Origin of the sequence: Promicromonospora sp. Populi, assembly GCF_041081105.1 — a bacterium.
Taxonomy (GTDB): domain Bacteria; phylum Actinomycetota; class Actinomycetes; order Actinomycetales; family Cellulomonadaceae; genus Promicromonospora.
This window is the reverse complement of sequence record NZ_CP163528.1, coordinates 2,384,925-2,410,735: the sequence shown is the minus strand read 5'-3', so window position 1 is coordinate 2,410,735 and position 25,811 is coordinate 2,384,925. Positions and strand designations below refer to the sequence as shown.

The window sequence follows — 25,811 nt, the reverse complement described above, 5'->3', positions numbered from 1 at the left end:
TGGCACCGAGGTCGGTCCAGGCCTGAGCCGACCTCGGTGCCAAGTCACGGCCTCAGTGCAGGGTGCCGACCTCAGCGCTTGCGGAAGCGGAGCTGAGTTAGCGGCCGGCCGCCGATGTCGTCTATGCGCTCGGTGCCGTCGGGCTGGAAACCGTGCCGCCGGTAGAAGTGCTGTGCGCGGTTGTTGCCCTTGAGGATCCAGAGGGTCACGACGACGCCCGGGTCCAGGCCGTCGAGCACGGTGCGCATCAGGTCGCGTGCCACGCCGCTGCCCCACGCGCGGGGATGCAGGTAGATCGCGTAGATCTCGAGGTCGCCGGGCTCGGCGTCCTCGTCGCGGGTCGGGCCCACGCTGGTGAATCCGACGGTGCCGCTCGCGTCCTCGGCAACGAGGACCGTCGTATCGGCCGCGGTCACTGCCGCTTTCCATCGGCTGGCTCGCTCGGTGACGTCGAGCGACGCCAGGTAGGAGCTGGACAGTATCTCTGAGTAAGCACCACGCCAGGAGGCGATGTCGACACGAGCGATGGCTTCGGCGTCGGTCGTCGTTGCTGGGCGGATGGTCACGTCTTCCGGTGCCATCATGACCTCACCTTTCCATCACCGGGTGCTGGGCGCAACTACTTCTTTGGTTTTGTATGAAGGTTGATGCGGGTTCTGGAACACCTTGTGGAACGCCAAAGACGCCCGCCGAGTTTTCACCCGGTCGGGCGTCTTCGTCAAGCAGTCTTCGTCAAGCATTGACGGGTCGCGTCAGCGACCCGGCTGCGGCAGCGTCAGGCCGAGGCCTTGCGCGTAACCTTGCCGGCCTTGAGGCAGGAGGTGCACACGTTGACACGCTTGGGAGTCCCGCTCACGATCGCACGGACGCGCTGGATGTTCGGGTTCCAGCGACGCTTGGTGCGGATGTGAGAGTGCGAGACAGAGTGCCCGAAGCCGGGGCCCTTGCCGCAGACGTCGCAGTTGGCAGCCACGGTGTCTCCTGAATGTCGTGCACGCCGGTGCAGAATGACAGCACGACGTGATGGATGGTTGAGGGGTGACCCGGACGCTTCAGAGCAATCAACGCTTCTTAAGCCGACCAGGCAACTTCGACAGAGTACCCGATCGCAGGCCGCGCCCTCAAACCGTAGCCGCGGGGTGGTGCGTCACATCCGCCTGCGTCGGTCGGTTGCGCGGGCCCGGTCGACCCGTGCTTGCGGCGCCGGGCCCGTGGATGGCCGCACGCAACGGTCCCAGCCGCTGGGTACGGTGGGATCCGTTCGGGCCTGCGCGCCCGGGTAACACCGAGTGCAGGGCCGAGTGCAGGAGGGCAGAGCGTGACCGACGTCGACAGCGGCAGCCGGGCAGCCGATTCCGGTCCGGAGCCGTTCCCGGCCGTCGTCCGCCTTGAGGATCCGGGCCTGGTGCGGGCCTGGACCCGCGGAGCGACGGGGGCCCTGCGCCGGGAGCGCGACGCGATCGACCGGGTCAATGTCTTCCCGGTGGCCGACGCCGACACCGGCACCAACCTCTACCTGACCCTCCGCGAGGGGGACCGGGCGGTCGCCGCGGCGCCCGCTGGGACGCCGGGACCCCAGCTGCTCGCGACGCTCGCCCGGGCGGCCCTGCTGGGCGCGCGGGGCAACTCCGGCGTGATCCTCAGCGAGTGGCTGCGCGGGCTCGCGGTCGCGGCCCGGCGCGGGGGCGGCACGGCCGACCTGCTCACGCGGGCGGCGATGTCGGCCAGATCGGCGGTGGCCCGGCCGGAGGAGGGCACCATCCTCACGGCGGCCGACGCCGCGGCGGCTGCGGCGCGGGAGGCCGAGGGTGCTGTCGAGGTCTCGGTCGAGGTCTTGGTCGAGAGCTCGTCGGCAGGGAGCACCGCTGGGAGTGCGCCTGGGGGTGCGGCCGGGCCTGCCGCGGGTCCGCTGCAGGTCGTGACCGCAGCGGCGGCCGCCGCCCGGACGGCCGCGCGGGCGAGCCGGGACGAGCTCGACGTCCTGCGTGCCGCTGGTGTGCTCGACGCCGGGGCGCTGGGCCTGGTCCTCGTGCTCGACGCGCTGGTCGTCGCGACGGCTGGAGCGACGGCTGGAGCGACGGCTGGTGTGGCGGGCGGGCCGGCAGGCTCCGTGACGGGCACAGCGGCTGGTTCAGCGGCAGCCGGAGTGCCAGGGGGCGTGGCAGCCGGAATGTCAGCCGGAATGTCAGTGGCGGACGGCACCATGGATGCCGTGACCCTGGACCAGCTGCTCGACGCCGGCGCACCGCCGCCCGTCCTCGACGCGCCCGGCGTCGGGCCGTCCGGTGCAGGGGCGCCCACCGCAGAGCCGCACGACGCCGGCTCGGGTGCCCTCGAGCTCATGTTCGTGCTCACCGGGCCCGCCGAGGCGGCGTCGGAGACCGTCGCGGCCGAGCTGCGGGGTGCGCTCGGTGAGGTGGGCGACTCAGTGGTGGTCGTCGGCGGGGACGCCGGCACCGGTACGGCTGTCTGGCAGGCCCACGTCCACACCGACCATCTCGACCAGGCGCTCGCGATCGCGGCGACGGCGGCGCGCGCGGGCACCCTGGCTCAGGTGCACGTGCGGCACCTGGAGGCAGCGGGGCAGACCGAGTGGGGAGTCGTGGTCGCGACGTCGGCGCCGGGGCTGGCGGCCGACCTCGCGCACGCGGGCGCCGTCGTGCTCCTCACGGGCGGCCTCGGCAGCACGGTGGGGCCACTCACGGCCGACGACGCCGGCCGCGCCGCCGCGTCGACCGGCGCCCGGCGCGTGCTGCTCCTCGGGGCGCCGGAGGCGCCAGCCGGAGCTGAGGAGCACCTCGACGTCGACGAGCTGGTCGCCGTGCCGGCACCTACAGATGTACATGCCGTTGTGGCGCTCGCCGCTCTCGGGACGCTGCTGCCGATCGGCCTGCCTGCCGGGGCCGACGCACCCGCCGTCGACGCGCATGCGGTCGTGTCCGAGGCGCTCGCCGGGCTGACCGTGACGGTCGCACGGGGCGCCGCTGCGATCGACGCCCTGCGCGAGACGGCGGGCCCGGCGACCACGGTGGTGACGGCCCTGCTCGACGCGGACGTCCCCGCGGACCTGCCCGACCGGCTGGCCGCCGTGCTGGCGGAGCGGGCGCCGGACGCGGAGCTCGTCGTCCTCGCGACCGGCCACCCGGGTGACGGGGTATGCCTGGGTACGGAGGCCGCCGTCGGGCAGGGACCGGACGGGCCGGCACTGGATGGGCAGGGACCGGACGGGCCGGCACTGGATGGGCAGGGCCTGGAGGGGGAGGGATGAGCGAGCGAACGGACGAGCGCCTGGAGCGCACCTTCGACAAGCGGACGGCGACCGCCCTGGGCAAGCTCGGGCTGCACACCGTGGGCGACCTGCTCGGCCACTACCCGCGCCGGTACGCCGACCCGGGCGCGCTCTCGGACATCGGCGCGCTGGAGGTGGGTGAGCACGTGACGATCCTCGCCCAGGTCGAGCAGGCGACCGTGCGGCCCATGCGCAACCGCACCGGCGCGCTCATGGAGGTGATCGTGACGGACGGGAAGAGCCGGCTGTCGCTCACCTTTTTCGGCAAGCACCGCGGCTCGCTCTACAACCACGAGAAGCGCCTGGTTCCGGGAGCAAAGGGCCTGTTCACGGGCACTGTCGGCCTGTACCGGGGGTCGCGGCAGCTCTCCCACCCGGACTTCACGCTGATGGGGGAGGAGTCCGACCTCGACAGCGACGAGGCGCTCCTGGAGCACGCCACCAAGCCAATCCCGATCTACCCGGCGGCCGCGGGCATCCCGAGCTGGAAGATCCAGGGCGCGCTGCGCGTGGTCCTCGACACGCTGTCCGACGACGACGTGCCGGACCCCGTGCCCGACGAGGTGCGCGAGCGCCAGGGCCTGCCCGGACGGGCCGCCGCCCTGCGCAGCCTGCACCGCCCCGCGACGCTGGAGGAGGCCTACCAGGCCCGGCACCGGATGCGGTTCGAGGAGGCATTCGTGCTGCAGGTCGCGCTCGCGCAGCGCCGGGCCCGCACCGCCGCCGAGGATGCCACCGCCCGGCCGCCGCTCCCCGACGGGCAGGCGGGCATCCTCACGGACTTCGACGCGTCCCTCCCGTTCGAGCTCACCGACGGCCAGCGCGAGGTGGGCGACGAGATCGCCACCGAGCTCGCCAGCCCCCGCCCGATGCACCGGCTGCTGCAGGGCGAGGTCGGCAGCGGCAAGACGGTGGTCGCCCTGCGCGCCATGCTGCAGGTCGTCGACGCCGGCGGCCAGGCCGCGCTGCTCGCCCCCACCGAGGTGCTTGCCGCACAGCATGCCCGGACCCTGCGGGCCCTGCTCGGCCCGCTGGCCGACGCCGGGACGCTGTTCGGCGCGGAGCGCACCGGCACCAGCACCCAGGTGGCGCTGCTCACCGGCTCGCTCGGCGCGAAAGCCCGCAAGGAGGCGCTCCTGCAGGCCGCGAGCGGTCAGGCCGGGATAGTGATCGGTACGCACGCGCTGCTGTCCGAGCAGGTGCAGTTCGCCGACCTGGGGCTCGTCGTCGTGGACGAGCAGCACCGGTTCGGCGTCGAGCAGCGGGACGCGCTGCGCGCCAAGGGGCGGGTCTCGCCGCACCTGCTGGTCATGACTGCCACGCCCATCCCGCGCACGGTGGCGATGACGGTCTTCGGCGACCTGGAGACGTCGTCCCTCACCCAGGTGCCCGCCGGGCGGGCGGGCATCACGACGGTCGCCGTCCCCGCGGGCAACACCCGCTGGACGGACCGCACCTGGGCGAGGGTGCGCGAGGAGGTCGACGCGGGTCGGCGCGCCTACGTCGTCTGCGCGCGGATCCACCCGGACGAGGACGACAAGGGGACCGCGCCCAAGGAGAGCTCCGCGGAAGGCTTCGAGGAGAGCAGCTTCGAGGAGAGCAGCTTCAAGGAGGCCCCCAAGGGGAGCCCCAAGGGGAGCAGCAGAGCCGCGACCAAGGACTTCGACGACGTTCCCGAGTTCCTCGACGCCCCCGGCGCGGACGCGGCCGGCCCCGCCGACCGCCCGCCGCTGCGCGCCGTCCTCGAGGTGGTCGAGGAGCTGCGCTCGCGGCCCGAGCTGGCGGGCGTCGAGATCGGCGTGCTGCACGGGCAGCTGCCGCCCGACCAGAAGGAGACCGCCATGGCCCGGTTCGCCACCGGCGAGGCACCGGTGCTGGTCTCCACCACGGTGGTCGAGGTGGGCGTGGACGTCCCCGAGGCGACGGCCATGGTGATCTTCGACGCCGACCGGTTCGGCATCTCCCAGCTCCACCAGCTGCGCGGACGCGTGGGGCGCGGCACGGACCCGGGCCTGTGCCTCCTGGTGTCCGACGCCGAGCCTGGCACCCCCGCCTACGCCCGGCTGGAGGCCATGACGCAGACCACCGACGGCTTCAAGCTCGCGAACCTCGACCTGGAGCTGCGCAGCGAGGGCGACGTGCTCGGCGCCGCGCAGTCGGGCAGGGCCAGCTCCCTGCGCCTCCTGCGGGTCGTCAAGGATGCGGGCCTCATCGAGGAGGCGCGCACGGCGGCCGCCGACGTCGTGCGGGCGTCCCCGGACCTGAGTGAGTTCCCGGAGCTTGCCAAGGCGATCCGGGCGCAGCTCGACGAGGAGCAGGAGGAGTTCCTCGAACGAGCGTGAGCGACGACCGCTCGGGGTTGCGGCCGTGCGGGTGAGGCTGCTCCTGTTCTGGCGCCCGGGTTTCAGCAGGTGAAATCCCCGAGCCGAAGGGCTGACCCGATCCTTACGCCCGCAACACTCAGCCGATAGAGTTCCCGCCAATGACGGTCGACGCGAGGCATGCGATCCACACCGACAGGCCCGCCAAGACCGCCTGGCAGCGCGGGCGGCTGCTGGCGCTCGGTTCCGTCCTGGTCGCCGTCCTGCTCGTGGCGCACGACTTCGTGCCGAACCGCTGGGGAAACCTCGGCAGCCTCGTCCAGTCGTTCCTGCCCTGGCTCGGGCTCGCCGTGCCGCTCGGGATCCTCGCGGCGCTGCTGCGCCGGTCGGCGCTCGCGATCCTCGCCGTCCTGCTGCCGCTCGCTGCCTGGGTCTGGGTCTTCCTGCCGCAGGTGCGCCCGGCGGTCCCCGAGCCCGGTGACCTGACACTGGTGCAGCACAACGTCAGCGACACCAACACCGACGTGGCGGGCACCGCGGAGGTGCTCCTCGCCGCAGAGCCGGACGTCGTGACGCTCACCGAGGTGTCGGACGCCCTGGCCGAGCAGTACACACAGGCGTTCGGCGAGACGCTGCCCCACCACGAGACGCAGGGCACCGTCGGCATCTGGTCGAGGTACCCGCTGCGGGACGCGACGCCCGTCGACATCCGGCCCGAGGGTGTCGACGCCTCCTGGGACCGCTGCCTGCGTGTGGTGATCGAGCGCGAGGACACGGCCGTCGTGCTGTTCGCGGCGCACCTGCCGTCGGTCCGGTTCGGGAGCGGCGGGTTCGAGACGCTGCTGCGCAATGCGAGCGCGCTCGCGCTGGCGGACGCCGTCAACGCCGAGGAGAACGACACGGTCATCGTGTCGGGAGACCTGAACGCCGTACTGACCGACGACGCCATCGCGCCGCTGACCAACCTCGTCACCGCGCCGACCACCGGCTTCGAGTTCACCTACCCGGCGGCCTTCCCGGTGGCGCAGATCGATCACGTGCTGGCGCGCGGTGCCACGGTCACGGAGACTCGCGCTCTCGGTGAGACGGGCAGCGACCACCTCCCGATAGTCGCCCACCTCGACACCTCAGCCCCGTAGCCGGCGCGTTAGGCTCGCGGGCGTGACCAGGATCGTCGCGGGCTCCGTGGGCGGCCGCACCATCGGTGTGCCGGCCAAGGGCACCCGCCCTACCAGCGACCGTGTCCGCGAGGCGATCTTCTCCCGGCTGGAGCATCTCGACGTGCTCGACGGCGCCCGCGTCCTCGACCTCTACGCCGGCTCGGGCGCGCTCGGGCTGGAGGCCGCGAGCCGCGGCGCGCTCTCGGTGACCCTCGTGGACAGCGCCCGCCCCGCCACCGACGTCGCGCGCAAGAACGTCGCGATGCTTGGCCTGACCGGGGTGCGTGTCGCGACGGAGACCGCGGAGCGGTTCGCCGCGGCGCTGGCGGCCGCGGGGCCGCGCCCAGCTCCCGGCCCAGCTCCCGGCCCAGCTCTCGGCGCAGGTTCCGACGCAGGTCCCGGCCCGACGGCGCCGCTGGACCTCGTCTTCCTCGACCCGCCGTACGACCTCGACGAAGCCACGCTCGTAGGGGTCCTGACCCACCTGGCCGCGCCGGGTGTGCTGGCCGCCGGTGCGGTACTGGTGGTCGAGCGCTCTATCCGGACGCCCGAGCCGGCCTGGCCGTCCGGCCTGGCCGCGTTCGCCCGCAAGGACTACGGGGACACGGCCGTCTACTACGCGGAGCCCTCGGACGCACAGCCTTCGGTCGCGGAGCCCTCGGACACGGCCGTCGGATAGCGTGGACGCGTGACCACCGTCGTCTGCCCCGGGTCGTTCGACCCCATCACCCTCGGCCACCTGGACGTCGTGCGCCGCGCCGCCACGATGTTCGACGAGGTGGTGGTCGGCGTCGCGAAGAACCCCGGCAAGTCCGGCCTGCTCGACCTGGAGACTCGCGCCGGTCTCGTGCGCGCGGCCCTGGAGTCCGCCGCTCAGGCCGACCCGGCGCTCGCCCGGGTCCGCGTCGCCGTCGTCCAGGGGCTGCTGGTGGACTTCTGCCGGGAGATCGGGGCGGTCGCCGTCGTGAAGGGCCTGCGCGGCGGCGGCGACTTCGACGCCGAGCAGCCGATGGCGCTCATGAACCGGCACCTGTCGGGCGTCGAGACGATCTTCCTGCCGGGCGACCAGCGGTACGCGCACGTCGCGTCGTCGCTGGTCAAGGACATCGCGCGGCACGGGGGACCGGTCGACGACCTGGTTCCGGCGGGGGTGCCGGAGGCCTTGCGGTCCGCCTTGGGCCAGTAGCCCGCCGGCTCGTGAGGCCTGTCACCCCGTGCGGGCGCGCGTGAGGCCCGATCCATGTCGTAAGATTGGTTTTTGGTCCGCGCCGTGACGTTCTGCGCCGGTCCACCCCCCTCATCGTCCTCTCGGACACTGAACCGACACTGCCCTCATCGGAGCTTGCTATCGCCCGCGAACCGAACTCGCCGCTCGTGCTCGACACGCACGAGCTTTCTCGGCGTGCCGGATCGATGCGTACGCACAGCGCGACCGTGCAGGCGCCGTCGGACCTCGGCACTGCCGTGATCGGTATCCCGGAAGGCTCTGACCTGGAGCTGGACCTGCGGCTCGAGTCCGTGATGGAGGGCGTGCTGGTCTCCGGCACCGTCCGCGGCACGGCCAAGGGCGAGTGCAGCCGCTGCCTCGACGACATCACCCGTGAGCTCACGGTCGAGATCGCCGAGCTGTTTGCCTACCCCGAGAAGACCGCTACGTCGGCGAAGCGCGGAGCGGACAACCGCGGGGCGGACGACACGGAGTCGGACCTGGACGACGAGGAATACGTCCTGAACGAGGACGACATGGCCGACCTGGAGCCTTCGCTTCGGGATTCGGTCGTGACTGCACTACCATTTCAACCGCTGTGCCGGGAGGACTGCCCGGGCCTGTGCTCCGAGTGCGGAGCGCGCCTGGCTGACGACCCCGGTCATCACCATGACGTAGTCGACCCTCGTTGGTCGGCGCTTCAGAGCATGCTCGAACCTACGAGCGTGTCGGACGAGACGAAAGAGAGCTAGCCGTGGCTGTTCCGAAGCGCAAGATGTCGCGCAGCAACACCCGTGCGCGTCGTTCGCAGTGGAAGACCACCGCAGCGACCCTCACCACCTGCCCGCAGTGCCAGGGCAACAAGCTGCCGCACACGGCGTGCCCGACGTGCGGCACCTACAAGGGCCGCACCTACCGCGACGCCCTGAAGACCGTTCACGCGGGCTGACGTGGCCAAGGGCGGGACGTCGCCGGCGAGGCCGGAACCTACCGCGCTGCTTGAGAAGCTCGGGGTCCATCTGGACCCCGAGCTTCTTGTGCTGGCACTGACTCACCGGTCGTTCGCGCACGAGGCCGGGGGCATCCCCACGAACGAGCGCCTGGAGTTCCTGGGCGACACCGTGCTGGGTCTGGTGGTCACCGAGGCGCTGTACCGGCGTCACCCCGACCTGTCTGAGGGGGACCTGGCGCGCATGCGGGCGGCGACGGTGTCGCAGCGTGCGCTCGCCGCGATCGCGCGCACCCTCGGCCTGGGCAAGTACGTGCTGCTCGGCAAGGGTGAGATCCGCACGCGGGGCTTCGAGAAGGACTCGATCCTGTCCGACACGGTCGAGGCCCTGATCGGGGCGACCTATCTGTCGCACGGCCTGGAGACATCGCGTGCCCTGGTGCACCGCCTCGCGGACTCGACGCTCGACGTCGCCGCCGGCCTGGGCGCCGGGCTGGACTGGAAGACCTCGCTGCAGGAGGCCTCCGCCGAACGCGGCCTGGGCTCGCCCGACTACGTGGCGACGTTCGAGGGCCCCGAGCACGCGCGGGTCTTCCACTCGACGGTCGTGATCGACGGCGTCACCTACGGTTCCGGCTCCGGCAGCGCGAAGAAGCACGCCGAGCAGGGCGCGGCCGAGGAGACGTACCGGGCGCTCCTGGAGCAGTTCCCGCTGCCCAAGGACGACGCCTCGAAGAACGACGCCAAGAACGACGCAGCAGCCCCCGGTGCCTGAGCTTCCCGAGGTCGAGACCGTCCGGGACGGTCTCGACCGCCTGGTCGTCGGCGCGGTGGTGCGCGACGTCGAGGTGTTCCGCGAGTACAGCGTCCGGCGGCACGACGGCGGCCCGGGCTCGTTCCGCGACCAGCTCACCGGCCGGCGCCTGACGGCCGCGGTGCGCCGCGGCAAGTTCCTCTGGCTCCCGCTCGCGGATCTTTCGCCGGCGGTCGAGCCGGTCGAGTCCTCTCCTGCCGCGGCCCTGCTGGCCCACCTCGGTATGTCGGGACAGCTTCTTGTGCGCGACGCCGTGGTGGGCGACGACCCAGGGCACGCGTCGAGCGTGGTGCTGGGCCTGGAGCAGTCCGGCGCGGAGGCGGGTGCCGGGCCGAGCTCCGCGCTGGGCACGGCCGCGGACGACTGGCGGCACCCGCACCTGCGCGTTCGCCTGCACCTGACCGGAGCGCCCTCCGGCGCGCGCTACCTCGACTTCGTCGACCAGCGCACGTTCGGGCACCTGAGCGTGCAGGACCTGGTGCCCGACGGTGACGGCCTGCCCCGGGGGAGTGCGGCCCCGGCCGGTCACGGTTCCGACCTGCCGGTGCTGCCCGGGCCGGTGGCGCACATCGCGCGCGACCTGCTCGACCCGAACCTCGACCTTGACGAGCTGGTGCGCCGGGTGCGTCGTCGTCGGACCCAGATCAAGCGGGCGCTGCTGGACCAGACGGTCGTGTCCGGCGTGGGCAACATCTACGCCGACGAGGCGCTGTGGCGCGCGCAGGTGCACTGGGCCCGGCCGACCGACAAGCTCAAGGTCGCGGACGTGCGCCGGGTGCTGGACTCGGCGGCCGAGGTCATGCGCGAGGCGCTCGCCCAGGGCGGCACCAGCTTCGACGACCTGTACGTCAACGTGAACGGGCAGTCGGGCTACTTCGACCGGTCGCTCGCGGTGTACGGCCGCGAGAACGAGGCCTGCCGCCGCTGCGGCGCGCTGATCCGCCGGGACCCGTTCATGAACCGCTCGTCATTCACCTGCCCGGTCTGCCAACCCCGCCCCAGGGGCCCCAGGGGTTAACTGCCCACAACCAAGCCTGTCAGCGCTTGACTACGTTGCGTAGCTCCTCGCCCTTGTGCCAGGACGTCAGCTGGGCGGCCAGGAAGCGGGCCGCGCCGCGGGGGCGTCCGCCCGCCACGTGGGGCGTGAGGATCAGGTTCGGGACGTCCCACAGCGGCGAGTCCGCGGGCAGCGGCTCGGTCTCCATGACGTCGAGCGCCGCGCCGGCAAGAGCGCCGGACCGCAGCGCGGCCACGAGCGCCTCCTCGTCGACGGTCGCTCCCCGCCCGACGTTGACGAAGCGGGCGGTCGGCGGCAGCAGGCTCAGCAGGCGGGCGTCGAGGATGTGCCGCGTGCTGGGCAGGCCGGGCAGCAACGAGACGAGCAGGTCGGTCTCGGCCAGCTGCGCGTCCAGCTCGTCGGCGCCCACCACCCGGTACCCGGAGCGTTCGCCCGCCCGGGAGGCGACGCCGGTGACCTGCGCGCCGAGCGCCGTCAGCAGCGGGGCCAGACGCAGGGCGATGGACCCGAAGCCCCAGATGGTCACGCGGGCGCCGTCGAGCGTGTACTCGCGGCCGGTGACGGGGTCGCCCTGCGCGAACGAGATCTCCTTGGCCCAGCGGTGCTCCCGCTGCGCGGCGAGGGAGACGTCGATCCGGCGCACCGAGGCCAGGATCAGGGCCAAGGCGTGCTCGGTGACGGTGTCGTCGTGCAGGGACTGGCCGGAGGAGATGACGACGTCGGGACCGAACCCGGCGCGCAGCGCGACGTCAGGCCCCGCGGAGAGGGTCTGCACCCAGCGGAGCCCGGTCAGGCGGCGGGCGGCGTCGGCGACGATCTTCGGCGGGCTGGCCCAGGTGACCAGCAGCTCGGCGTCGAGGTGCTCGTCGGGCACCGGCTCGTTCATGCGATAAGCGACCACCGTGTCGGTGCCGCCGGGCGCGAAGGAGGCTCCGCCGTCGGGCAGCAGGGCCGGGAAGTCGAGGTCGAACGGCACGTCCGGTACGAGGATCTTCACGCCGGGGACGTTACCGGACCAGGGTCGAGCGGCGAAGCAGAGCGTCCGGCCTGTTCTTGGGGAAGGGCAGGACAGACGCTCTGCTTCGCAGTACCGGGTGGGTCAGGTCAGCCCGTCACCCGGATGAACACCGGGTTGTCCTGCCACATGGTGCCGTACTGCACGGGGGTGCCCGCCTGCTGCGCCTCGACGACCTTGCCGTCGCCCGCGTAGAGGGCGACGTGGCCCGGCGTCCAGACGATGTCGCCCGGCTGGGCGTTCGCGGCGGAGACCTGGTAGCCGATGGTCGAGATCTGCGCGGAGCTGTGCGGGATGCTGATCCCGAGCTGCCCGTAGACGTAGCTGACCAGACCGGAGCAGTCGAAGCCCACGCTGGGGGACGAGCCGCCCCACACGTAGGGCACGCCCACGTACTCGAGAGCCAGGTTGACTGCCTGCTGGCCCAGGTCGGAGGACTCCGCGCTGCTGGAGACCGCGGCGGCCTCGGCTTCCGCTGAGGCCTCGGCCGCGGCCTCAGCGGCGGCTGCCGCCTCGGCTTCGGCCCGTGCCTCGGCTTCCGCCTCGGCCTTGGCGCGAGCCTCGGCCTCTGCCTTCGCCTTGGCTTCGGCGATGCCGGCCTCGGTCTCGGCGTACGGCGTCACGGTGACGCTTCCACGCTCGGCCCAGAAGTCGGCGTCCTGTGTGACCTTGACCTTGGTCACGAGGTTCTCGGCGAGGCCGGCGCGGGGCGCGGTGTCGACCGTGTTGCTGACCGGTGTGGCGTTGGCCAGTGCGGCCTGGGTGTGCGTCTCGGCGGGCGCGGAGGAAGCGGTCTGGGTGAAGACCGAGGCCAGCATGCCGGACGTGACGACCGCGATGGCGCCGGTACGGGCGGCATTCTCGGCGGCGGTCTGGGTGAGTGCGGTGAAGGGGGTGAGTGCGGGGCCTTCGGCGCGGTGCCGCCCCCGGTTGTTCGGGCGGGCGGTCTGGTCGTCCGCCCGGTTGTGGGTGCGGTCGGTGAGTACGGTCACCAGTGATCTCCTCGGACGCCTACGAAGTGAGCTGTCGGGTTCGGATGGGGAGTTCAGTTCACCCGGCCTCCAAAGGAGGCTTCACCCCGAGGACACTCGCGTGCCCGCTTACTTGGTTCCCCCGCCCCTGTCACGTTCTAGCTGCTCAGATCCGGTGACAGGGCTCGGCGTCCGGACCAGGACCCCGCCGTTGCTGGCGAGGTGTCATGACCGTACCCACCTTTCTCTCAAATGTCACGATTAGGTCACATAGCGTCCTGGGCAGGCACGTTCCTGGCAATGAGTGCCCCCGCTGAGTGCCCGTGCCACCATGGCGGACATGCCCGATTCCACTCGCTCCCGGTACGACGTCGTCATCGTGGGCGGCGGTCACAACGGCCTCACCGCAGCGGCGTACGCGGCCCAAGGCGGCCGATCCGTCCTCGTCCTGGAGCGTGCCGACCACGTCGGCGGCGCCGCCGTCTCGGCCCGCCCGTTCGCCGGCGTGGACGCGCGGCTGTCGCGCTACTCCTACCTCGTCTCGCTCCTGCCGCGGCAGGTGATCGACGAGCTCGGGCTGCCGATCCGCCTCGTGCGTCGCCGCTACTCCTCCTACACCCCCGTGGCCGACGGCGGCCTCCTCGTCGACACCCAGGACGCCGCCGCCACGCGCGCCTCGTTCCGGCGCCTGGCCGGCACTGGCACTGGCTCGGGCTCAGGCACTGGCTCAGGTACCGGCTCGGGGAGCGGATCCGACGCCGATTTCGAGGCCTGGGGGCGCTTCTACACGATGACCGCCGAGGTCGCCCGCCGCCTCGCGCCGACGCTCACCGAGCCGCTGCTCCCGCGTGCGGCCGTGCGGGACCTCGTGGTCGATGGCGTGGGGGAGGCCGCCTGGCGCGCCCTCTTCGAGGAGCCCCTCGGCGCGGTGCTGCGGCGCACTTTCGCCGACGACGTCGTACGCGGCGTGGCCGCCACCGACGGCCTGATCGGCACGTTCGCCGACGTCGACGAGCCGTCCCTGCGGCAGAACCGCTGCTTCCTCTACCACGTGATCGGCAACGGGACCGGCGACTGGGACGTGCCGGTGGGCGGCATGGGCGCCGTCTCGGGCGCCCTGCGCGACGCCGCGGTGGCCGCGGGCGCGACGATCGTCACCTCGGCGACCGTCACCGCTGTGGACCCGGGCGCCTCGGGGGGCCTGAGTGCTTCGGGTGCCCCGGGCGCGTCAGGTGCTTCGGATCCGGAGGTCGCCTGGACCGACGCCGACGGGCGCACCCGGGGTGTGCGCGCCGGACACGTGCTCGCGGCGTGCGCCCCGGCCGAGCTGGACCGGCTGCTGGCCGCCGGCGGGGGAGGCGCCGGCGCGGTTGCACCGGACGTCGCTGGTGCGGCCGCGGCGTCGTACCCCGAAGGCGCCCAGCTCAAGGTGAACATGCTGCTGAAGCGGCTGCCCCGGCTGCGTGACGACGTCGACCCCGTGGCCGCGTTCAGCGGGACGCTGCACGTCAACGAGTCCCTGACCCAGCTCCAGGACGCGTACGCGCAGGCGGCGGCCGGGCGCATCCCGGACCTGCCGCCGAGCGAGATCTACTGCCACACGCTGTCCGACCGGACGATCCTCGGTCCGGCGCTGGCCGGGACCGAGGCCCAGACCATCACGCTCTTCGGGCTGCACATGCCGGCCCGGTTGTTCCGCGCGGATCCTGACGGCGCCCGCGAGCGAGCCCTGGCGGCCACGCTCGCGTCCCTGAACTCCGTGCTGGCCGAGCCCATCGAGGACGTGCTCGCGCTCGACGCCGACGGCGCGCCCTGCCTGGAGGTGCGCACCCCCGTCGACCTGGAGGGCGACGTCGGGCTGCCTGGCGGGCACATCTTCCACCGCGACCTGACCTGGCCGTTCGCCGAGTCCGACGCCGACGCCGGCCGCTGGGGCGTCGAGACCGAGCACCCGCGGGTGCTGCTGGCGGGCGCGGGCGCCCGCCGCGGCGGGGGAGTGAGCGGCATCCCGGGCCGAGCGGCGGCGATGGCGGTGCTGGCCGGCTGACCGATCGGCTCGCATGGTCAAACTCAGGCCGGGAAGTTCTCCTGGGTAGCCGACCACGCGTATCCGGGGTTCGCGGCGAGGAGGTGCTCGTGATCTCCGCGGGCCACGACCCGCGCCGGAGCGCCGGCCGCCGGCGCCGCGTTGGCGCCGTCCCCCAGGAGCAGCACCTCGTCCGCGGCGGCCAGCGGCGTGAGGCGGTGCGTCGCCAGCAGCACGGCCCGACCGGTCTTGCGGGCATGCTCCGCCAGTGCACGCACCAGCGCGTCGGCGGTGTCGCCGTCCAGGTGCTCGGCTGGCTCGTCCACGAGCAGCACTCGCGCGGGGGACAGCAGCGCGCGGGCGATCAGCAGCCGACGGCGCTCGCCGCCCGAAACAGCGGCCGCGCCCGTGCCGACGACGGTGTCCAGCCCCTCGGGGAGCGCCGCGAGCCAAGCACCCAGCCCGACGGCGCCGAGCGCGGCCCGCGCCTCGTCCGGCGTGACGTTGCCGCGCACGACCCGCAGGTTCTCCAGCACTGTCGTGTCGAACACGTGCCCGTCCTCGGCAACGAACAGCGCACCGGTGCGGGCGGTCGGCAGTTCGTCACGTGGTCGGTAACCCGGGTTGCCGACCACGTGACCTTCTGCCGACCGCGCGGACACGGTTCCGGCGACGGGCGGGATCAGGCCGGCCGCCGTCATGAGCAGCGTCGTCTTCCCGACGCCGGACGGCCCGGCCAGCGCCACGACCCAACCCGGCCGCAGCGTGAGGGACACACCCTCGACGGCGGTGCGCGGCAGACCGCCGGCGTCGGGCCAGCCGGCGGCGACGTCGTCGAGCACGAGCAGCGCGTCGCCGTCGGCCCCGGACACACCAGACGCGCCGGACACACCAGACGCGCCGGACACACCAGACGCGCCGGACGCACCAGACGCGCCGGACGCGTCAGACCCTGCGGTCACTCGGCCGACGTCGGCGTCTGACAACTGCCCCGACCCGGGCTCCGCCGAAGTTTCCGCGGGCAGCAGCGCCAGCAACCGCCGCGCGGCCTCGCGCGAGCGGTGCAGCTGGACCGCGGCGGCGGGGAGCGCGGCGGTCGCCTCGAACACCGCGAGCGGCGTCAGCACGACCACCGACAGCGCCTCGGGCGACAACGAACCCGACAACGCCCCCGGGATCCCGAGCGCCAGCGCGGCCAGCACCGCGAGGCCCTGGGCCAACACCCCCAGGGCGGCGGCGAGCCCTGCGGTGCGGGCGCCGTCGTCGGCGACGTCGGACAGGCGCGCGTCAGCGGCCTTCAGGTCGCCCAGCCGCGCGTCGAACCGGCCCGCGACGCGCAGCGGCGCCGACTCCTCCAGGATCTCCAGCGCCAGCGTGGTCACCTCGCCGCGGGCGGCAGCCCCCCGCGCCTCGGTCCTGGCCGCTGCCCGCGCGGCGAGCCACGGCGTCACGATCCCGGCCAGGACCAGGCAGAACGCCAGCGCCACACCCGCAGCCGGCAGCAGCGCACCCAGCAGGATCACCGAACCCAGCGACGTCACGACCGCGACACCGGCGGGCACGATCGCGCGGACCACGACGTCGCCGACGTCATCCACGTCCTGGCCGACCCGCGCCAGGAGCTCGCCGCGCCGCACTGTGACCGGCCGGTCGTCGGCGGCGAGCAGGTCGTACAGGTTGGCGCGCAGGGCGGCCATGCCCCGCAGGGCGACGTCGTGGGAGGCGAGGCGCTCGCAGTAGCGCAGCACACCGCGCCCGATCCCGAAGGCCCGCACCGCGACCACGGCCACCGACAGCGTGAGCACCGGCGGCATCTGCGACGCCCGGGCAATGAGCCAGGCGGCGACCGCCGCGAGCCCGATCGCGCAGGCCAGGGCCAGGACCCCGAGCCCGATCGCGGCGGCGACCTTGCCCGGGCGGACCTCCAGCAGGGGCAGGACGCGCCGCAGCGGGTCGGATTGTGCGACCCGCGCGGCGCTCGACGTCCGGCTCCGCGTCGGGGCGGTCATCGTGCCTCCCGGTCTGTCGCGGGGCCCGACGTCGGGTCCGCGGTCTGCCGTGCCACCGGCCCTGCTGCCGGCTCTGTCGCCGGTTCCGTCGTCGCTCCTCGGTTCCTCGCCGAGTCCGTCGTTGCTCTCGGGTCGGCCATCGAACCCGGGTCCGGCGCAGAACGGACGTCGATCACCTGGTCGGCGAGCTCGAGCAGCGACGCCCGGTGCGCGACGACGAGCACGGTCCGGCCCGCGTCGCGCCAGGACCGGACGGTGTCGAGCACCGCCTGCTCACCCCGCGCGTCGAGGTGCGCAGTCGGCTCGTCGAGGATCACCAGCGGCTTGGTGACCGCGTCGTCGAGCAGGGCGGATGTGAGCGCGACGCGCTGCCGCTGCCCCACGGACAGCCCCACGCCGCCGAGCCCGACGCGCGTGTCCCAGCCCTCGGGCAGCGATTCGACGACGGCGTTCAGCCCCGTAAGCCGCGCCGCCTCGGCAAGCGTCCGACCCGCGTCAGGAACACCGTCCAGGACGACGTCGCGCAGCCGCCCCGGCGGGAGCGACGGCCGCTGCGGCACCCACGTGAGCCCGGCCCACCAGCCGTCCAGCCCGCCGTCCGGCAGCGCCGCCAGATCGTGGAACCCACCGTCGGGAGAGACCAGCCCCACGCGCCCGGCATCCGGCGCCAGCAGTCCGAGAATCGCGAGCACCGCCGTCGACTTCCCCGACCCGCTGGCTCCCCGCAGCGCGACAACCGTCCCGCGGCCACCAGCCCCGGCCCCCAGCGGTACCCGCGCGGACAGTCCGGCAGGAGCAATCACCCCCCGCCCCGCCGCCCGCACGGAAACCCCCTCCAGCACCAGGCCCCAGCCCGCCACCCCTGTCGCAAGCTTCGCCTCTGCAGGAACATCCCCGCCCTCCGACCGGTCGGAACCAAGCAGAGCGAACACCCGAGAAACAGCCGCCACCCCGTCAACTGAAGCGTGAAACTCAGCCCCTACCCGCCGCAGCGGCAGGTACACCTCAGGCGCGAGCACCAGCACAGCGATCGCCGGCTGAAGCAACATGGCGCCCTCGACGAGCCGCAGCCCCACTCCGACGGCGACGATCGCCACCGACAGTGTGGTCAGCAGCTCCAGCACCATCGAGGAGAGGAACGCGATCCGCAGCGTGCCCATCGTGGCCCTGCGGGAGGCCTCGCCCAGCGCGCGCACCCGCTCTCCCGGGCCGAACGACCGCCCGAACGCGCGCAGCGTCGGCAGCCCGGCGACGAGGTCGAGCACTTGCGCGCCGAGTCGTTCCACCGTGGCGAGTCGCCGCTCTGAGGCCCCTGCGGTCAGTCGCCCGACGAGCACCATGAACACCGGCACCAGCGGCAGCGTCACGATCACGATCACCGCCGAGACCCAGTCCAGGCCGAGCACCACGATCACGAGCGCGGGCGTGACCAGCGCCGTCAGCACAAGCTGCGGCACGTAGCGCACGAGGTACGGCTCCAGTGCGTCGAGCCCGCGCGTCGCGAGGGTCGCGACCTCGGCCTCCGGGCTCGCGCCGTGCCCCTTGCCCGACGCCGCTCCGCCCGCCCGGGGCCCGCGCAGCGCCCACCCCTCGACCAGTGCGCGGCGCAGCTCGGCGATCGTCCGGGCGGCGGCGCGCAGCGCGTAGCGTTCCTGCGCCCAAGCGACGCCTGCCCGCCCGGCGATCACGAGCGCCAGTCCCGCGAAGGACCACGTCATCGCGGGCCCCGACACGCCGTCGCCCCGCACGACCGGCGCGAGCAGCGCGGCGATGAGCAGCGCCTGGGCGACGATCAGCCCGGCCGCGGCCACGCCGAGCCCGACCGTGAGCACGACGTACCAGCGGGCCGCACGGACCTCCCGCAGCAGGCGCGGATCGAGGGGCTTCATCCGCTGATGGTCCCGCACCCGCCCGGGCCCTGGCTCAGACCCAGGATCTGGTTCAGAATGCCGACTCCTTGATCTTCTTCCAGGTCAGCCCCGCCGGCGCAGGGATGTGCTCCACCGTCAGCCGACGCCTAAAGACCCAGTACGTCCACCCCTGGTACAGGATCACCACGGGCGTGAGCACCACGGCCACCCAGGTCATGATCCGCAGCGTGTACGGGGTCGAGGAGGCCTCCGCGATGCTCAGCGACGGGCTCCCGCCCAGGCCGGGCATCACGTCGGGGTACATGGACCCGAAGATCAGCACGACGGCGGCGACGATCGTCACGGCGGAGAGGCCGAACGCGTAGCCCTCGCGCCCGGCGCGGTTCGTCAGCACGACGCCGACCAGCGCCAGCGCGGCAGCAGCCACGACGGCCCACGTCCAGGTGACGGAGAACGCGACCTGCGCCCAGACGGCCCACCCGCCGACGACGGCCAGGGCCGCCACCGACAGCACCCCCGCGAACTTCCGGGCGCGGGCCCGGATCGCGCCGTCGGTCTTGAGCGCCACGAACACGCAGCCGTGCAGGAGGAACAGCACGAGGGTCGTGGCGCCGCCCAGCAGCGCGAACGGGTTGAACAGGGCCCAGAACCCGCCCACGTACTGGTGCGCCGCGTCCAGCTCCACGCCGCGGACCAGGTTCGCGAACGTCACGCCCCACAGCACGGCGGGCACCCACGAACCCACCTGGATCGCTATGTCGCAGCGGCGCGCCCAGGCGGCGTCGGCGATCTTGCCGCGGTACTCGAAGGCGACTCCGCGCACGATGAGCGCCACCAGGATGGCGAGCAGCGGCAGGTAGAAGCCGGAGAACAGGGTGGCGTACCACTCGGGGAACGCCGCGAAGGTGGCGGCGCCCGCCGTGATGAGCCACACCTCGTTGCCGTCCCAGACCGGGCCGATGCTGTTCACCAGCACCCGCCGTTCCTTCTCCCGATGGGCGGCGTCGCCGCGCGGCAGCAGGGACATCAGCATCCCGACGCCGAAGTCGAAGCCCTCCAGCACGAGGTACCCGGTCCACAGGACCGCGAGGATGACGAACCACACGAGTGCGAGGTCCACGGTCACGTCCCTATCTTAGGTCTGTTCGAAGTTGGTCAGTAGGCGAACGAGAGCGGCCGGTCTGTCTCGTCGTCGGCCGCCTCGGGTGACTCGTCGCGCACCGACTTGGGCACACCCTCGACCGCGTACCGGTGCATGAGGCGGTACCAGACCACGGCGAGCACGCCGTAGAGCAGGGTGAACACGATCATCGAGGTCAGCACCATGCCGGGACTCACCACCTCTGAGACGCCGCGCATCGTGAGCAGCCGGATCTCGTCGATCCCCGTGGGGTTCGGGGCCACCACCCAGGGCTGGCGTCCCATCTCGGTGAAGATCCACCCGAACGACGAGGCGAGGAACGGGGTCGGGATCGCGGCGATCCCGATGCGGGCGAACCAGGGGTTGTCGCTGACCCGGCCGCCGCGGGTGAACCAGAGCGCGGCCAGGGCGAGCAGGGCGGAGCCGGCGGCGAACCCGATCATGAGCCGGAAGCTCCAGTAGGTGACGGCGAGGTTGGGCGTGTACGAGATGGGGTTGCCGGCCTCGTCGGTCTCGCCGAACCGGTCGGCGTACTCCTCCTGCACGTCGTTGACGCCCGGCAGGAAGCTCTCCTCGCCGGAGAAGTGGCCGGTGCCCAGGTAGCTGGCCAGGCCCGGCACCTCCAGGATGTGCCGCACGCCCTCGCACGAGTTGGACAGGTCCCCGATGGTCAGGATCGAGAAGTTCGCCGCCTCCTCGCCCTCGCAGAGCGCCTCGGCGGACGCCATCTTGCCCGGCTGCTGCTCGAACATCAGCTTGCCCTGCGCGTCGCCCGTCAGGGCAACGCCGACGCCGGCGACCAGCATGACCACGGTGCCCAGGATCACGGCGGGGCGGTACACGGTCCGGGCGAGCTCGATGGACTCTTCCTGCTTGGTCCGGGCCAGGCGCACCATCCACCACGCGGCGATCCCGGCCACGAACGTTCCGGCCGTGAGGAACGCGGCGGCCACCGCGTGCGGGAAGGCCGCCCACAGCGTGTTGTTGGCGAGGATCGCCCAGATCGACTCCATCTCGGCGCGGCCGGTCTCCGGGTTGAACCGGGCGCCGACCGGGTGCTGCATCCACGAGTTGGCCGCCAGGATGAAGAAGGCCGACAGGTTCACCGCGATGGCGGCGGCCCAGATGCAGGCGAGGTGCACGCGCTTGCTCAGCCGGTCCCAGCCGAAGATCCACAGGCCGAGGAACGTCGACTCGACGAAGAAGGCCGCGAGGGCCTCCATGGCGAGCGGGGCGCCGAACACGTCGCCGACGAACCGGGAGTACTCGCTCCAGTTCATCCCGAACTGGAACTCCTGCACGATGCCGGTGACGACGCCGAGCGCGAAGTTGATCAGGAAGAGCTTGCCGAAGAACTTGGTCAGCTTCAGCCACCGCTCGTTCCCGGTGCGGACCCAGGCCGTCTGCATGACCGCTACCAGGGGCGCTAGCCCGATGGTGAGCGGCACGAAGATGAAGTGATAGACGGTGGTGATGCCGAACTGCCAGCGTGCCAGGTCGAGTGCTTCCACTCCGAGCTCCAGGGATGTCTCCGAACGGATCGTTGCCTTGGACGCTAGGCGTGAGCGGGCAGGTCCGCACGGTACGGATGGGGGGTTCCGTCGCTTGTGAATGTCTTCACAAGGCACACTACACGCAGCCCGGACCTCACTCTGCTCATCTGGCGTCCCGCGAAGCGCGTATCGAGTGCCACGTAGGTCACGTTCGGCGTCTCGCGAGGTGAGCGCCGCCTCCTGTGCGATACTGGTCGGAGCCGTGCGGGCCCACATCCCTGCGCGGCCTGCAGAGTCCAACACTGCCCGCGATCCGCACGCGGTGCCGTTGTCACGACAGAACGTGGCCGCTGGCGTCCGCGAAGATCGCAGGAACAGGGCCGCAGCCGAGACTTCCGTTCGGGTGTGTCGCTTCGCCGCGATGCAGCACCGTACGACCGACCGCCTGGCGGTCCGCATGGTGTGGAGCGGACGCCGGCTACAGGAGCACCTCACGTGACGCCTTCCAGCACCACCGGTTCGACCATCGGGTCACAGGATGATCACGACGCACCTGAGGCAGTCGCCCAGGTCACCACTGGTGGGGAGGCTCCGGCAGATACGACGCCGGTCAAGCGCCCGCGTCGCAGGGCCACCCGGTCCGTAGTTTCTACGGCCACCGTCGAGCCCATCGTCGTCGGATCCGCCGCTACCACCGAGGCCCAGCCCGTGACCACCGGCGGTACCGCCGCCGTTGCCACGTCCGCCACCGCCGCGGCGAGCGAGCCGGCCACCAAGCGCCCGCGTCGCCGGGCGACGCGTGGCATCTCTTCGCCCACGGCTCCCAGCCCTGTCGCTGCCGAGCCGACGCCGGTGCCTGCCGCCGAGCTCGCCCCGGTGAGCGAGCCGAGCCTGATCGAGACCAATGTCACAGCCGAGGCCGCTCCGGTCGTCGAGTCGGAGGTCGTCGAGCCCGAGGTTGTCGAGCCTGAGCTCGCTGCCGAGCCTGAGCTCGCGCCCGAGCCGACGATCGTGCCTGAGCCGACGCCCGTGCCCGAGTTCGAGGTCGAGCCCGAGCCCGCCGCCGCGGAGTCCGCTCCGCTCGACATCGTGCTCCCGGAGCCCGTGGTGACCACCGACGCCCCGGTCCACGAGGTCGCCAGCCTCGACGACATCATCCTTCCCGGCGGTCCGACGGCGGACGGCGAGAAGGCCGCCCCGAAGCGTCGTACCCGCAAGAGGGCGGAGCCGGTTTCGGCGGCGCCCGCGGTCGAGACGGCCGACGAGCCGGAAGCGCCCAAGCGCGCGCGCTCGCGCCGCAAGCCCGCCTCGACCGAGCCGGTCGTGGAGCAGGCGGCCGAGCCGACGTCGGTCGAGGAGAGCCCGGTGGCGGCTGCCACCGACTCGTTCGTCACCGACTCGTTCGTCACCGACTCGTTCGTCACCGACTCGTTCGTCACCGATTCGTTCGGCGCCGAGACGCCCGCCGCCCCGGCCGAGCAGGCCCCGAAGACCCGCGCGCGCCGAAGCCGTCGTTCGACGTCGGAGCCGTTCGAGGTCCCCGTGGCCGAGACGCCCGACGCACCCGCGCAGCCCGCGGCGTCGACCGCCTCGACCACCTCGGGCACGCGCGTTCCGCGGCTCGCCACGACGGCGCTGCTCTTCCAGGCGCCCGACGACTCGGCCCGCCGCTCGCGGCGCGCACAGGCTCCCGCCGGGCCGCCGCGTCCGCAGGACCTGACGCCGCAGTTCGCCCGCCCGGTCGCCCGCGCCGTCGAGCCTGTCGCCGAGACGCCCGCGCCCGCCGCAGAGGTTGCGCCGCCGGCTCCCCGGGCCGCCGAGGCCAAGGCGCCCGCGCGGACCCGGCCCGAAGCTCAGGCAGAGGCCAGGACGGAATCCAGGACAGAGGCCCCCGCCGAGCCCAGGGCCCGCCGTTCCGGTTCTCGCCGGGCCGTGCGTCGCACGGGCGAGCCCGCCGCTCGACCCGACGTCCAGGACACCGAGGACGCCTGGCAGGCTGCACCGGCCGTCGAGTCGCCGGCCGACTTCGCCACTCAGGAGCCCGCCGTCGAGGCGGACGCCCCCGAGGCTGACGCCCCCGAGACTGACGACTGGGCAGTACCGCAGTTCCTCGCTGTCGAGCTGAGCGAGGACGACATAGCTGCCGCGGACGAGGTCGAGGCGATCGAGGAGGAGCTGGCCGCCGAGGGCATCGAGCTCGAGGAGCTCGCCCCGGCCGACTTCGAGGAGTACGACGACGAGGACGTGCGCCCGTCGCGCCGTCGTCGTCGTCGGGGCGGACGAGGCCGCCGTGGCGGCCGTGCGAACCGCTCGGACGACATGGACGACTCGGCCGACGAGGACCAGGACGACGACTCCGAGGAGGACGCGCAGGCGTCCGACGACGAGGACGGCGACGTCGAGGGCGACGCCGAGGACTCGGCCCAGGACGCAGGCGATGGGGAGGGCGGCAGCCGCCGCCGTCGCCGTCGTCGCCGGGGTACACGCGGCGAGCGCGCCGAGGCCGCCGCCGTCCGCTCGAGCCGGAGCGACGCCGGCCGGGGCGACCTGGTCCGTAGCGACGAGGTCACCGCGCTCAAGGGCTCCACGCGCCTCGAGGCGAAGCGTCAGCGCCGCCGCGAGGGCCGCGACCACGGTCGCCGCCGCCAGATCATCACCGAGGCCGAGTTCCTGGCGCGCCGCGAGTCGGTGCAGCGGTCGATGATCGTGCGCGAGAAGGACGGCCGCACGCAGATCGCCGTGCTGGAGGACGGTGTGCTCGTGGAGCACTACGTCTCGCAGCAGTCGCAGGCGTCGATGGCCGGCAACGTGTACCTGGGCCGGGTCCAGAACGTGCTGCCCTCCATGGAGGCCGCGTTCGTCGACGTCGGCAAGGGCCGCAACGCCGTGCTGTACGCGGGCGAGGTCAACTGGGACGCCGCGGGTCTGGAAGGTCAGCCGCGCCGGATCGAGCAGGCGCTGAAGTCGGGCGACTCCGTCCTGGTGCAGGTCACCAAGGACCCGATCGGCCACAAGGGTGCCCGGCTCACGAGCCAGGTCACGCTCGCCGGCCGGTACCTGGTGTTCGTGCCGGGTGGCGGCATGACCGGGATCAGCCGCAAGCTGCCCGACACCGAGCGGTCGCGCCTCAAGAAGATCCTCCGCGAGGTGGTCCCCGAGGGTGCGGGCGTCATCGTGCGTACCGCCGCCGAGGGGGCGAGCGAGGACGAGCTGCGCGCCGACGTCGAGCGTCTGCAGGGGCAGTGGGACGCCATCCAGGCCAAGGCCAAGAAGGCGAACGCCCCGGCGCTGCTGCAGGGCGAGCCCGACATGGCCATCCGTGTGGTCCGCGACATCTTCAACGACGACTTCTCGTCGCTGGTGGTGCAGGGCGAGGGTGCGTGGGACGAGATCGCGCACTACGTCGAGGAGCTCGCTCCCGACCTGCGTGAGCGTGTGTCCAAGTGGGCCGAGAACACCGACGTGTTCCACGTGCACCGCGTGGACGAGCAGCTCGCCAAGGGGATGGACCGCAAGGTCTGGCTGCCCTCGGGCGGCTCGCTGGTCATCGACCGCACCGAGGCCATGACGGTCGTGGACGTCAACACCGGCAAGTTCACCGGTGCGGGCGGCACGCTCGAGGAGACCGTCACGCGGAACAACCTCGAGGCGGCCGAGGAGATCGTGCGGCAGCTTCGCCTGCGCGACATCGGCGGCATCATCGTCATCGACTTCATCGACATGGTGCTCGAGTCCAACCGTGACCTGGTGCTGCGCCGGCTGGTCGAGTGCCTCGGCCGGGACCGCACCAAGCACCAGGTGGCGGAGGTGACCTCGCTCGGCCTGGTCCAGATGACGCGCAAGCGTGTGGGCCAGGGCCTCGTCGAGGCGTTCTCCGAGACGTGCGAGCACTGCAAGGGCCGCGGGTTCATCGTGCACGACGAGCCCATCGAGAAGTCGGGCAACGGCGTGGGCTCCGGCAGCGCGCCGGCGGTGTCCGACGAGGGCCCGCGTTCCGCGCGGACGCGCCGCAAGCGCGGCAAGGAGAAGTCGGCTTCGCTGGAGCCGGTGGCTCCGGTCGCCAGCCTGCCCGAGGAGCGGTCCGAGGCCCGCGAGGCCGTCAAGGCCACGCTCGCCACGATCGCCGCCGCGGCGCAGCACGCGCACGAGACGAAGGATCCCGTGGACGACGGCCCCGCGACCCTCGACGAGATCCAGCTGCCTACCGGGGGATCGCCGTCCGGCTCCGCCGGTTCGCCGACGTCGGCCGGGTCGCCCGGCTTCTCTGGTTCGCCGGAGACGGCGGACGCGCCTGACGCGCTGATCGCCGCCGTGCCGTCGACGGATGACGCGCCGTCGTCGAACGGTGAACTGTCGTCGAACGATGCACAGTCGTCGAGCGATGCACCGTCAGCGAACGAGGCGCCGGAGGGGGGCTCCGGCACTGGGCAGCCGGAACCGCCCAAAGGAGCTGGCGACGAGGTCGCCTGAGAAAAAGGGGTTCTGGTCGCGGCTGCTAGGCCGCTGACCTGCACCGACTGATCTGAA

General features: G+C 72.7%; 19 protein-coding genes and 1 riboswitch. Of the genes, 11 read left to right on the top strand and 8 right to left on the bottom strand.

What is annotated here, in order from left to right:
* Positions 1-71: 71 nt before the first annotated feature.
* Complete coding sequence (locus tag AB1046_RS11025) at positions 72-584, bottom strand: N-acetyltransferase family protein (protein WP_369375219.1); 513 nt, start codon at positions 582-584, stop codon at positions 72-74.
* A 191-nt stretch (positions 585-775) separates the two neighbouring features.
* On the bottom strand, positions 776-973 hold the full coding sequence (rpmB, locus tag AB1046_RS11020) for a 50S ribosomal protein L28 (RefSeq protein ID WP_369375217.1): 198 nt from the start codon (positions 971-973) through the stop codon (positions 776-778).
* Between the two features lie 345 nt (positions 974-1,318).
* Here rpmB and AB1046_RS11015 point away from each other — a divergent pair, with 345 nt between their 5' ends.
* The 9 genes from AB1046_RS11015 to mutM all read left to right on the top strand — a co-directional run bounded on the left by AB1046_RS11015 (position 1,319) and on the right by mutM (position 10,758).
* Positions 1,319-3,268 (top strand): DAK2 domain-containing protein, encoded by a 1,950-nt coding sequence (locus AB1046_RS11015; RefSeq protein ID WP_369375215.1) that lies wholly within the window; start codon positions 1,319-1,321, stop codon positions 3,266-3,268.
* The gene (locus AB1046_RS11010) at positions 3,265-5,631 is read left to right on the top strand and encodes an ATP-dependent DNA helicase RecG (RefSeq protein ID WP_369375213.1); all 2,367 of its coding nucleotides are present in this window, start codon (positions 3,265-3,267) and stop codon (positions 5,629-5,631) included. Before AB1046_RS11015 ends, AB1046_RS11010 begins: the two co-directional genes overlap by 4 nt.
* A 140-nt stretch (positions 5,632-5,771) precedes the next feature.
* Positions 5,772-6,749, top strand: coding sequence for an endonuclease/exonuclease/phosphatase family protein (locus tag AB1046_RS11005; RefSeq protein WP_369375211.1), 978 nt, complete (start codon positions 5,772-5,774; stop codon positions 6,747-6,749).
* A 22-nt stretch (positions 6,750-6,771) separates the two neighbouring features.
* Positions 6,772-7,449, top strand: a complete 678-nt coding sequence (locus AB1046_RS11000) for an RsmD family RNA methyltransferase (RefSeq protein ID WP_369375209.1) — start codon at positions 6,772-6,774, stop codon at positions 7,447-7,449.
* 9 nt (positions 7,450-7,458) lie between these two features.
* Complete coding sequence (gene coaD / locus AB1046_RS10995) at positions 7,459-7,956, top strand: pantetheine-phosphate adenylyltransferase (RefSeq protein ID WP_369375207.1); 498 nt, start codon at positions 7,459-7,461, stop codon at positions 7,954-7,956.
* Positions 7,957-8,183: 227 nt separating this feature from the next.
* A complete protein-coding gene (locus AB1046_RS10990) occupies positions 8,184-8,729 on the top strand; it encodes a DUF177 domain-containing protein (RefSeq protein WP_369375205.1) in 546 nt (181 codons plus the stop codon).
* A gap of 2 nt (positions 8,730-8,731) precedes the next feature.
* Positions 8,732-8,926 (top strand): 50S ribosomal protein L32, encoded by a 195-nt coding sequence (gene rpmF / locus AB1046_RS10985; RefSeq protein WP_108495103.1) that lies wholly within the window; start codon positions 8,732-8,734, stop codon positions 8,924-8,926.
* Positions 8,927-8,972: 46 nt separating this feature from the next.
* A complete protein-coding gene (gene rnc / locus AB1046_RS10980) occupies positions 8,973-9,701 on the top strand; it encodes a ribonuclease III (protein ID WP_369375659.1) in 729 nt (242 codons plus the stop codon).
* Positions 9,694-10,758 (top strand): bifunctional DNA-formamidopyrimidine glycosylase/DNA-(apurinic or apyrimidinic site) lyase, encoded by a 1,065-nt coding sequence (gene mutM, locus AB1046_RS10975; protein WP_369375202.1) that lies wholly within the window; start codon positions 9,694-9,696, stop codon positions 10,756-10,758. The genes rnc and mutM overlap by 8 nt, the downstream gene beginning before the upstream one ends.
* Positions 10,759-10,777: 19 nt before the next feature.
* On the opposite strand, the gene AB1046_RS10970 is transcribed toward mutM, so the two are convergent.
* Both AB1046_RS10970 and AB1046_RS10965 read right to left on the bottom strand, forming a co-directional pair.
* A complete protein-coding gene (locus tag AB1046_RS10970; protein WP_369375200.1) occupies positions 10,778-11,755 on the bottom strand; it encodes an NAD(P)-dependent oxidoreductase in 978 nt (325 codons plus the stop codon).
* Between the two features lie 107 nt (positions 11,756-11,862).
* Positions 11,863-12,765, bottom strand: coding sequence for a C40 family peptidase (locus AB1046_RS10965; RefSeq protein ID WP_369375198.1), 903 nt, complete (start codon positions 12,763-12,765; stop codon positions 11,863-11,865).
* Between the two features lie 6 nt (positions 12,766-12,771).
* Positions 12,772-12,935: riboswitch (cyclic di-AMP (ydaO/yuaA leader) on the bottom strand.
* A 140-nt stretch (positions 12,936-13,075) separates the two neighbouring features.
* Here AB1046_RS10965 and AB1046_RS10960 point away from each other — a divergent pair.
* Positions 13,076-14,791 (top strand): phytoene desaturase family protein, encoded by a 1,716-nt coding sequence (locus AB1046_RS10960; RefSeq protein WP_369375196.1) that lies wholly within the window; start codon positions 13,076-13,078, stop codon positions 14,789-14,791.
* Between the two features lie 23 nt (positions 14,792-14,814).
* Here AB1046_RS10960 and cydC read toward each other — a convergent pair whose 3' ends face one another.
* Genes cydC through AB1046_RS10940 form a run of 4 tightly spaced genes read right to left on the bottom strand, consistent with a single transcriptional unit; the run spans position 14,815 to position 21,302 of the window.
* Positions 14,815-16,779, bottom strand: coding sequence for a thiol reductant ABC exporter subunit CydC (gene cydC / locus AB1046_RS10955; RefSeq protein WP_369375194.1), 1,965 nt, complete (start codon positions 16,777-16,779; stop codon positions 14,815-14,817).
* The gene (gene cydD / locus AB1046_RS10950; protein WP_369375192.1) at positions 16,776-18,668 is read right to left on the bottom strand and encodes a thiol reductant ABC exporter subunit CydD; all 1,893 of its coding nucleotides are present in this window, start codon (positions 18,666-18,668) and stop codon (positions 16,776-16,778) included. Before cydD ends, cydC begins: the two co-directional genes overlap by 4 nt.
* Before the next feature lie 52 nt (positions 18,669-18,720).
* Entirely contained in the window at positions 18,721-19,770 is a 1,050-nt protein-coding gene (cydB, locus tag AB1046_RS10945; protein WP_369375657.1) for a cytochrome d ubiquinol oxidase subunit II, read from the bottom strand.
* 35 nt (positions 19,771-19,805) lie between these two features.
* Positions 19,806-21,302 (bottom strand): cytochrome ubiquinol oxidase subunit I, encoded by a 1,497-nt coding sequence (locus AB1046_RS10940; RefSeq protein ID WP_369375190.1) that lies wholly within the window; start codon positions 21,300-21,302, stop codon positions 19,806-19,808.
* 507 nt (positions 21,303-21,809) lie between these two features.
* Between AB1046_RS10940 and AB1046_RS10935 the strand changes: the two genes are divergently transcribed.
* Complete coding sequence (locus tag AB1046_RS10935) at positions 21,810-25,754, top strand: Rne/Rng family ribonuclease (protein ID WP_369375655.1); 3,945 nt, start codon at positions 21,810-21,812, stop codon at positions 25,752-25,754.
* Positions 25,755-25,811 lie beyond the last annotated feature (57 nt).

Excerpts from the sequence above, each read along its gene's own strand:
- AB1046_RS11025 (WP_369375219.1), bottom strand. The coding sequence starts at position 584 with ATGATGGCACCGGAAGACGTGACCATCCGCCCAGCAACGACGACCGAC.
- AB1046_RS10990 (WP_369375205.1), top strand. The coding sequence starts at position 8,184 with ATGCGTACGCACAGCGCGACCGTGCAGGCGCCGTCGGACCTCGGCACT.
- cydC (WP_369375194.1), bottom strand. The coding sequence starts at position 16,779 with ATGACCGCCCCGACGCGGAGCCGGACGTCGAGCGCCGCGCGGGTCGCA.
- AB1046_RS10960 (WP_369375196.1), top strand. The coding sequence starts at position 13,076 with ATGGCGGACATGCCCGATTCCACTCGCTCCCGGTACGACGTCGTCATC.
- AB1046_RS11005 (WP_369375211.1), top strand. The coding sequence starts at position 5,772 with ATGACGGTCGACGCGAGGCATGCGATCCACACCGACAGGCCCGCCAAG.
- AB1046_RS11010 (WP_369375213.1), top strand. The coding sequence starts at position 3,265 with ATGAGCGAGCGAACGGACGAGCGCCTGGAGCGCACCTTCGACAAGCGG.
- cydD (WP_369375192.1), bottom strand. The coding sequence starts at position 18,668 with ATGAAGCCCCTCGATCCGCGCCTGCTGCGGGAGGTCCGTGCGGCCCGC.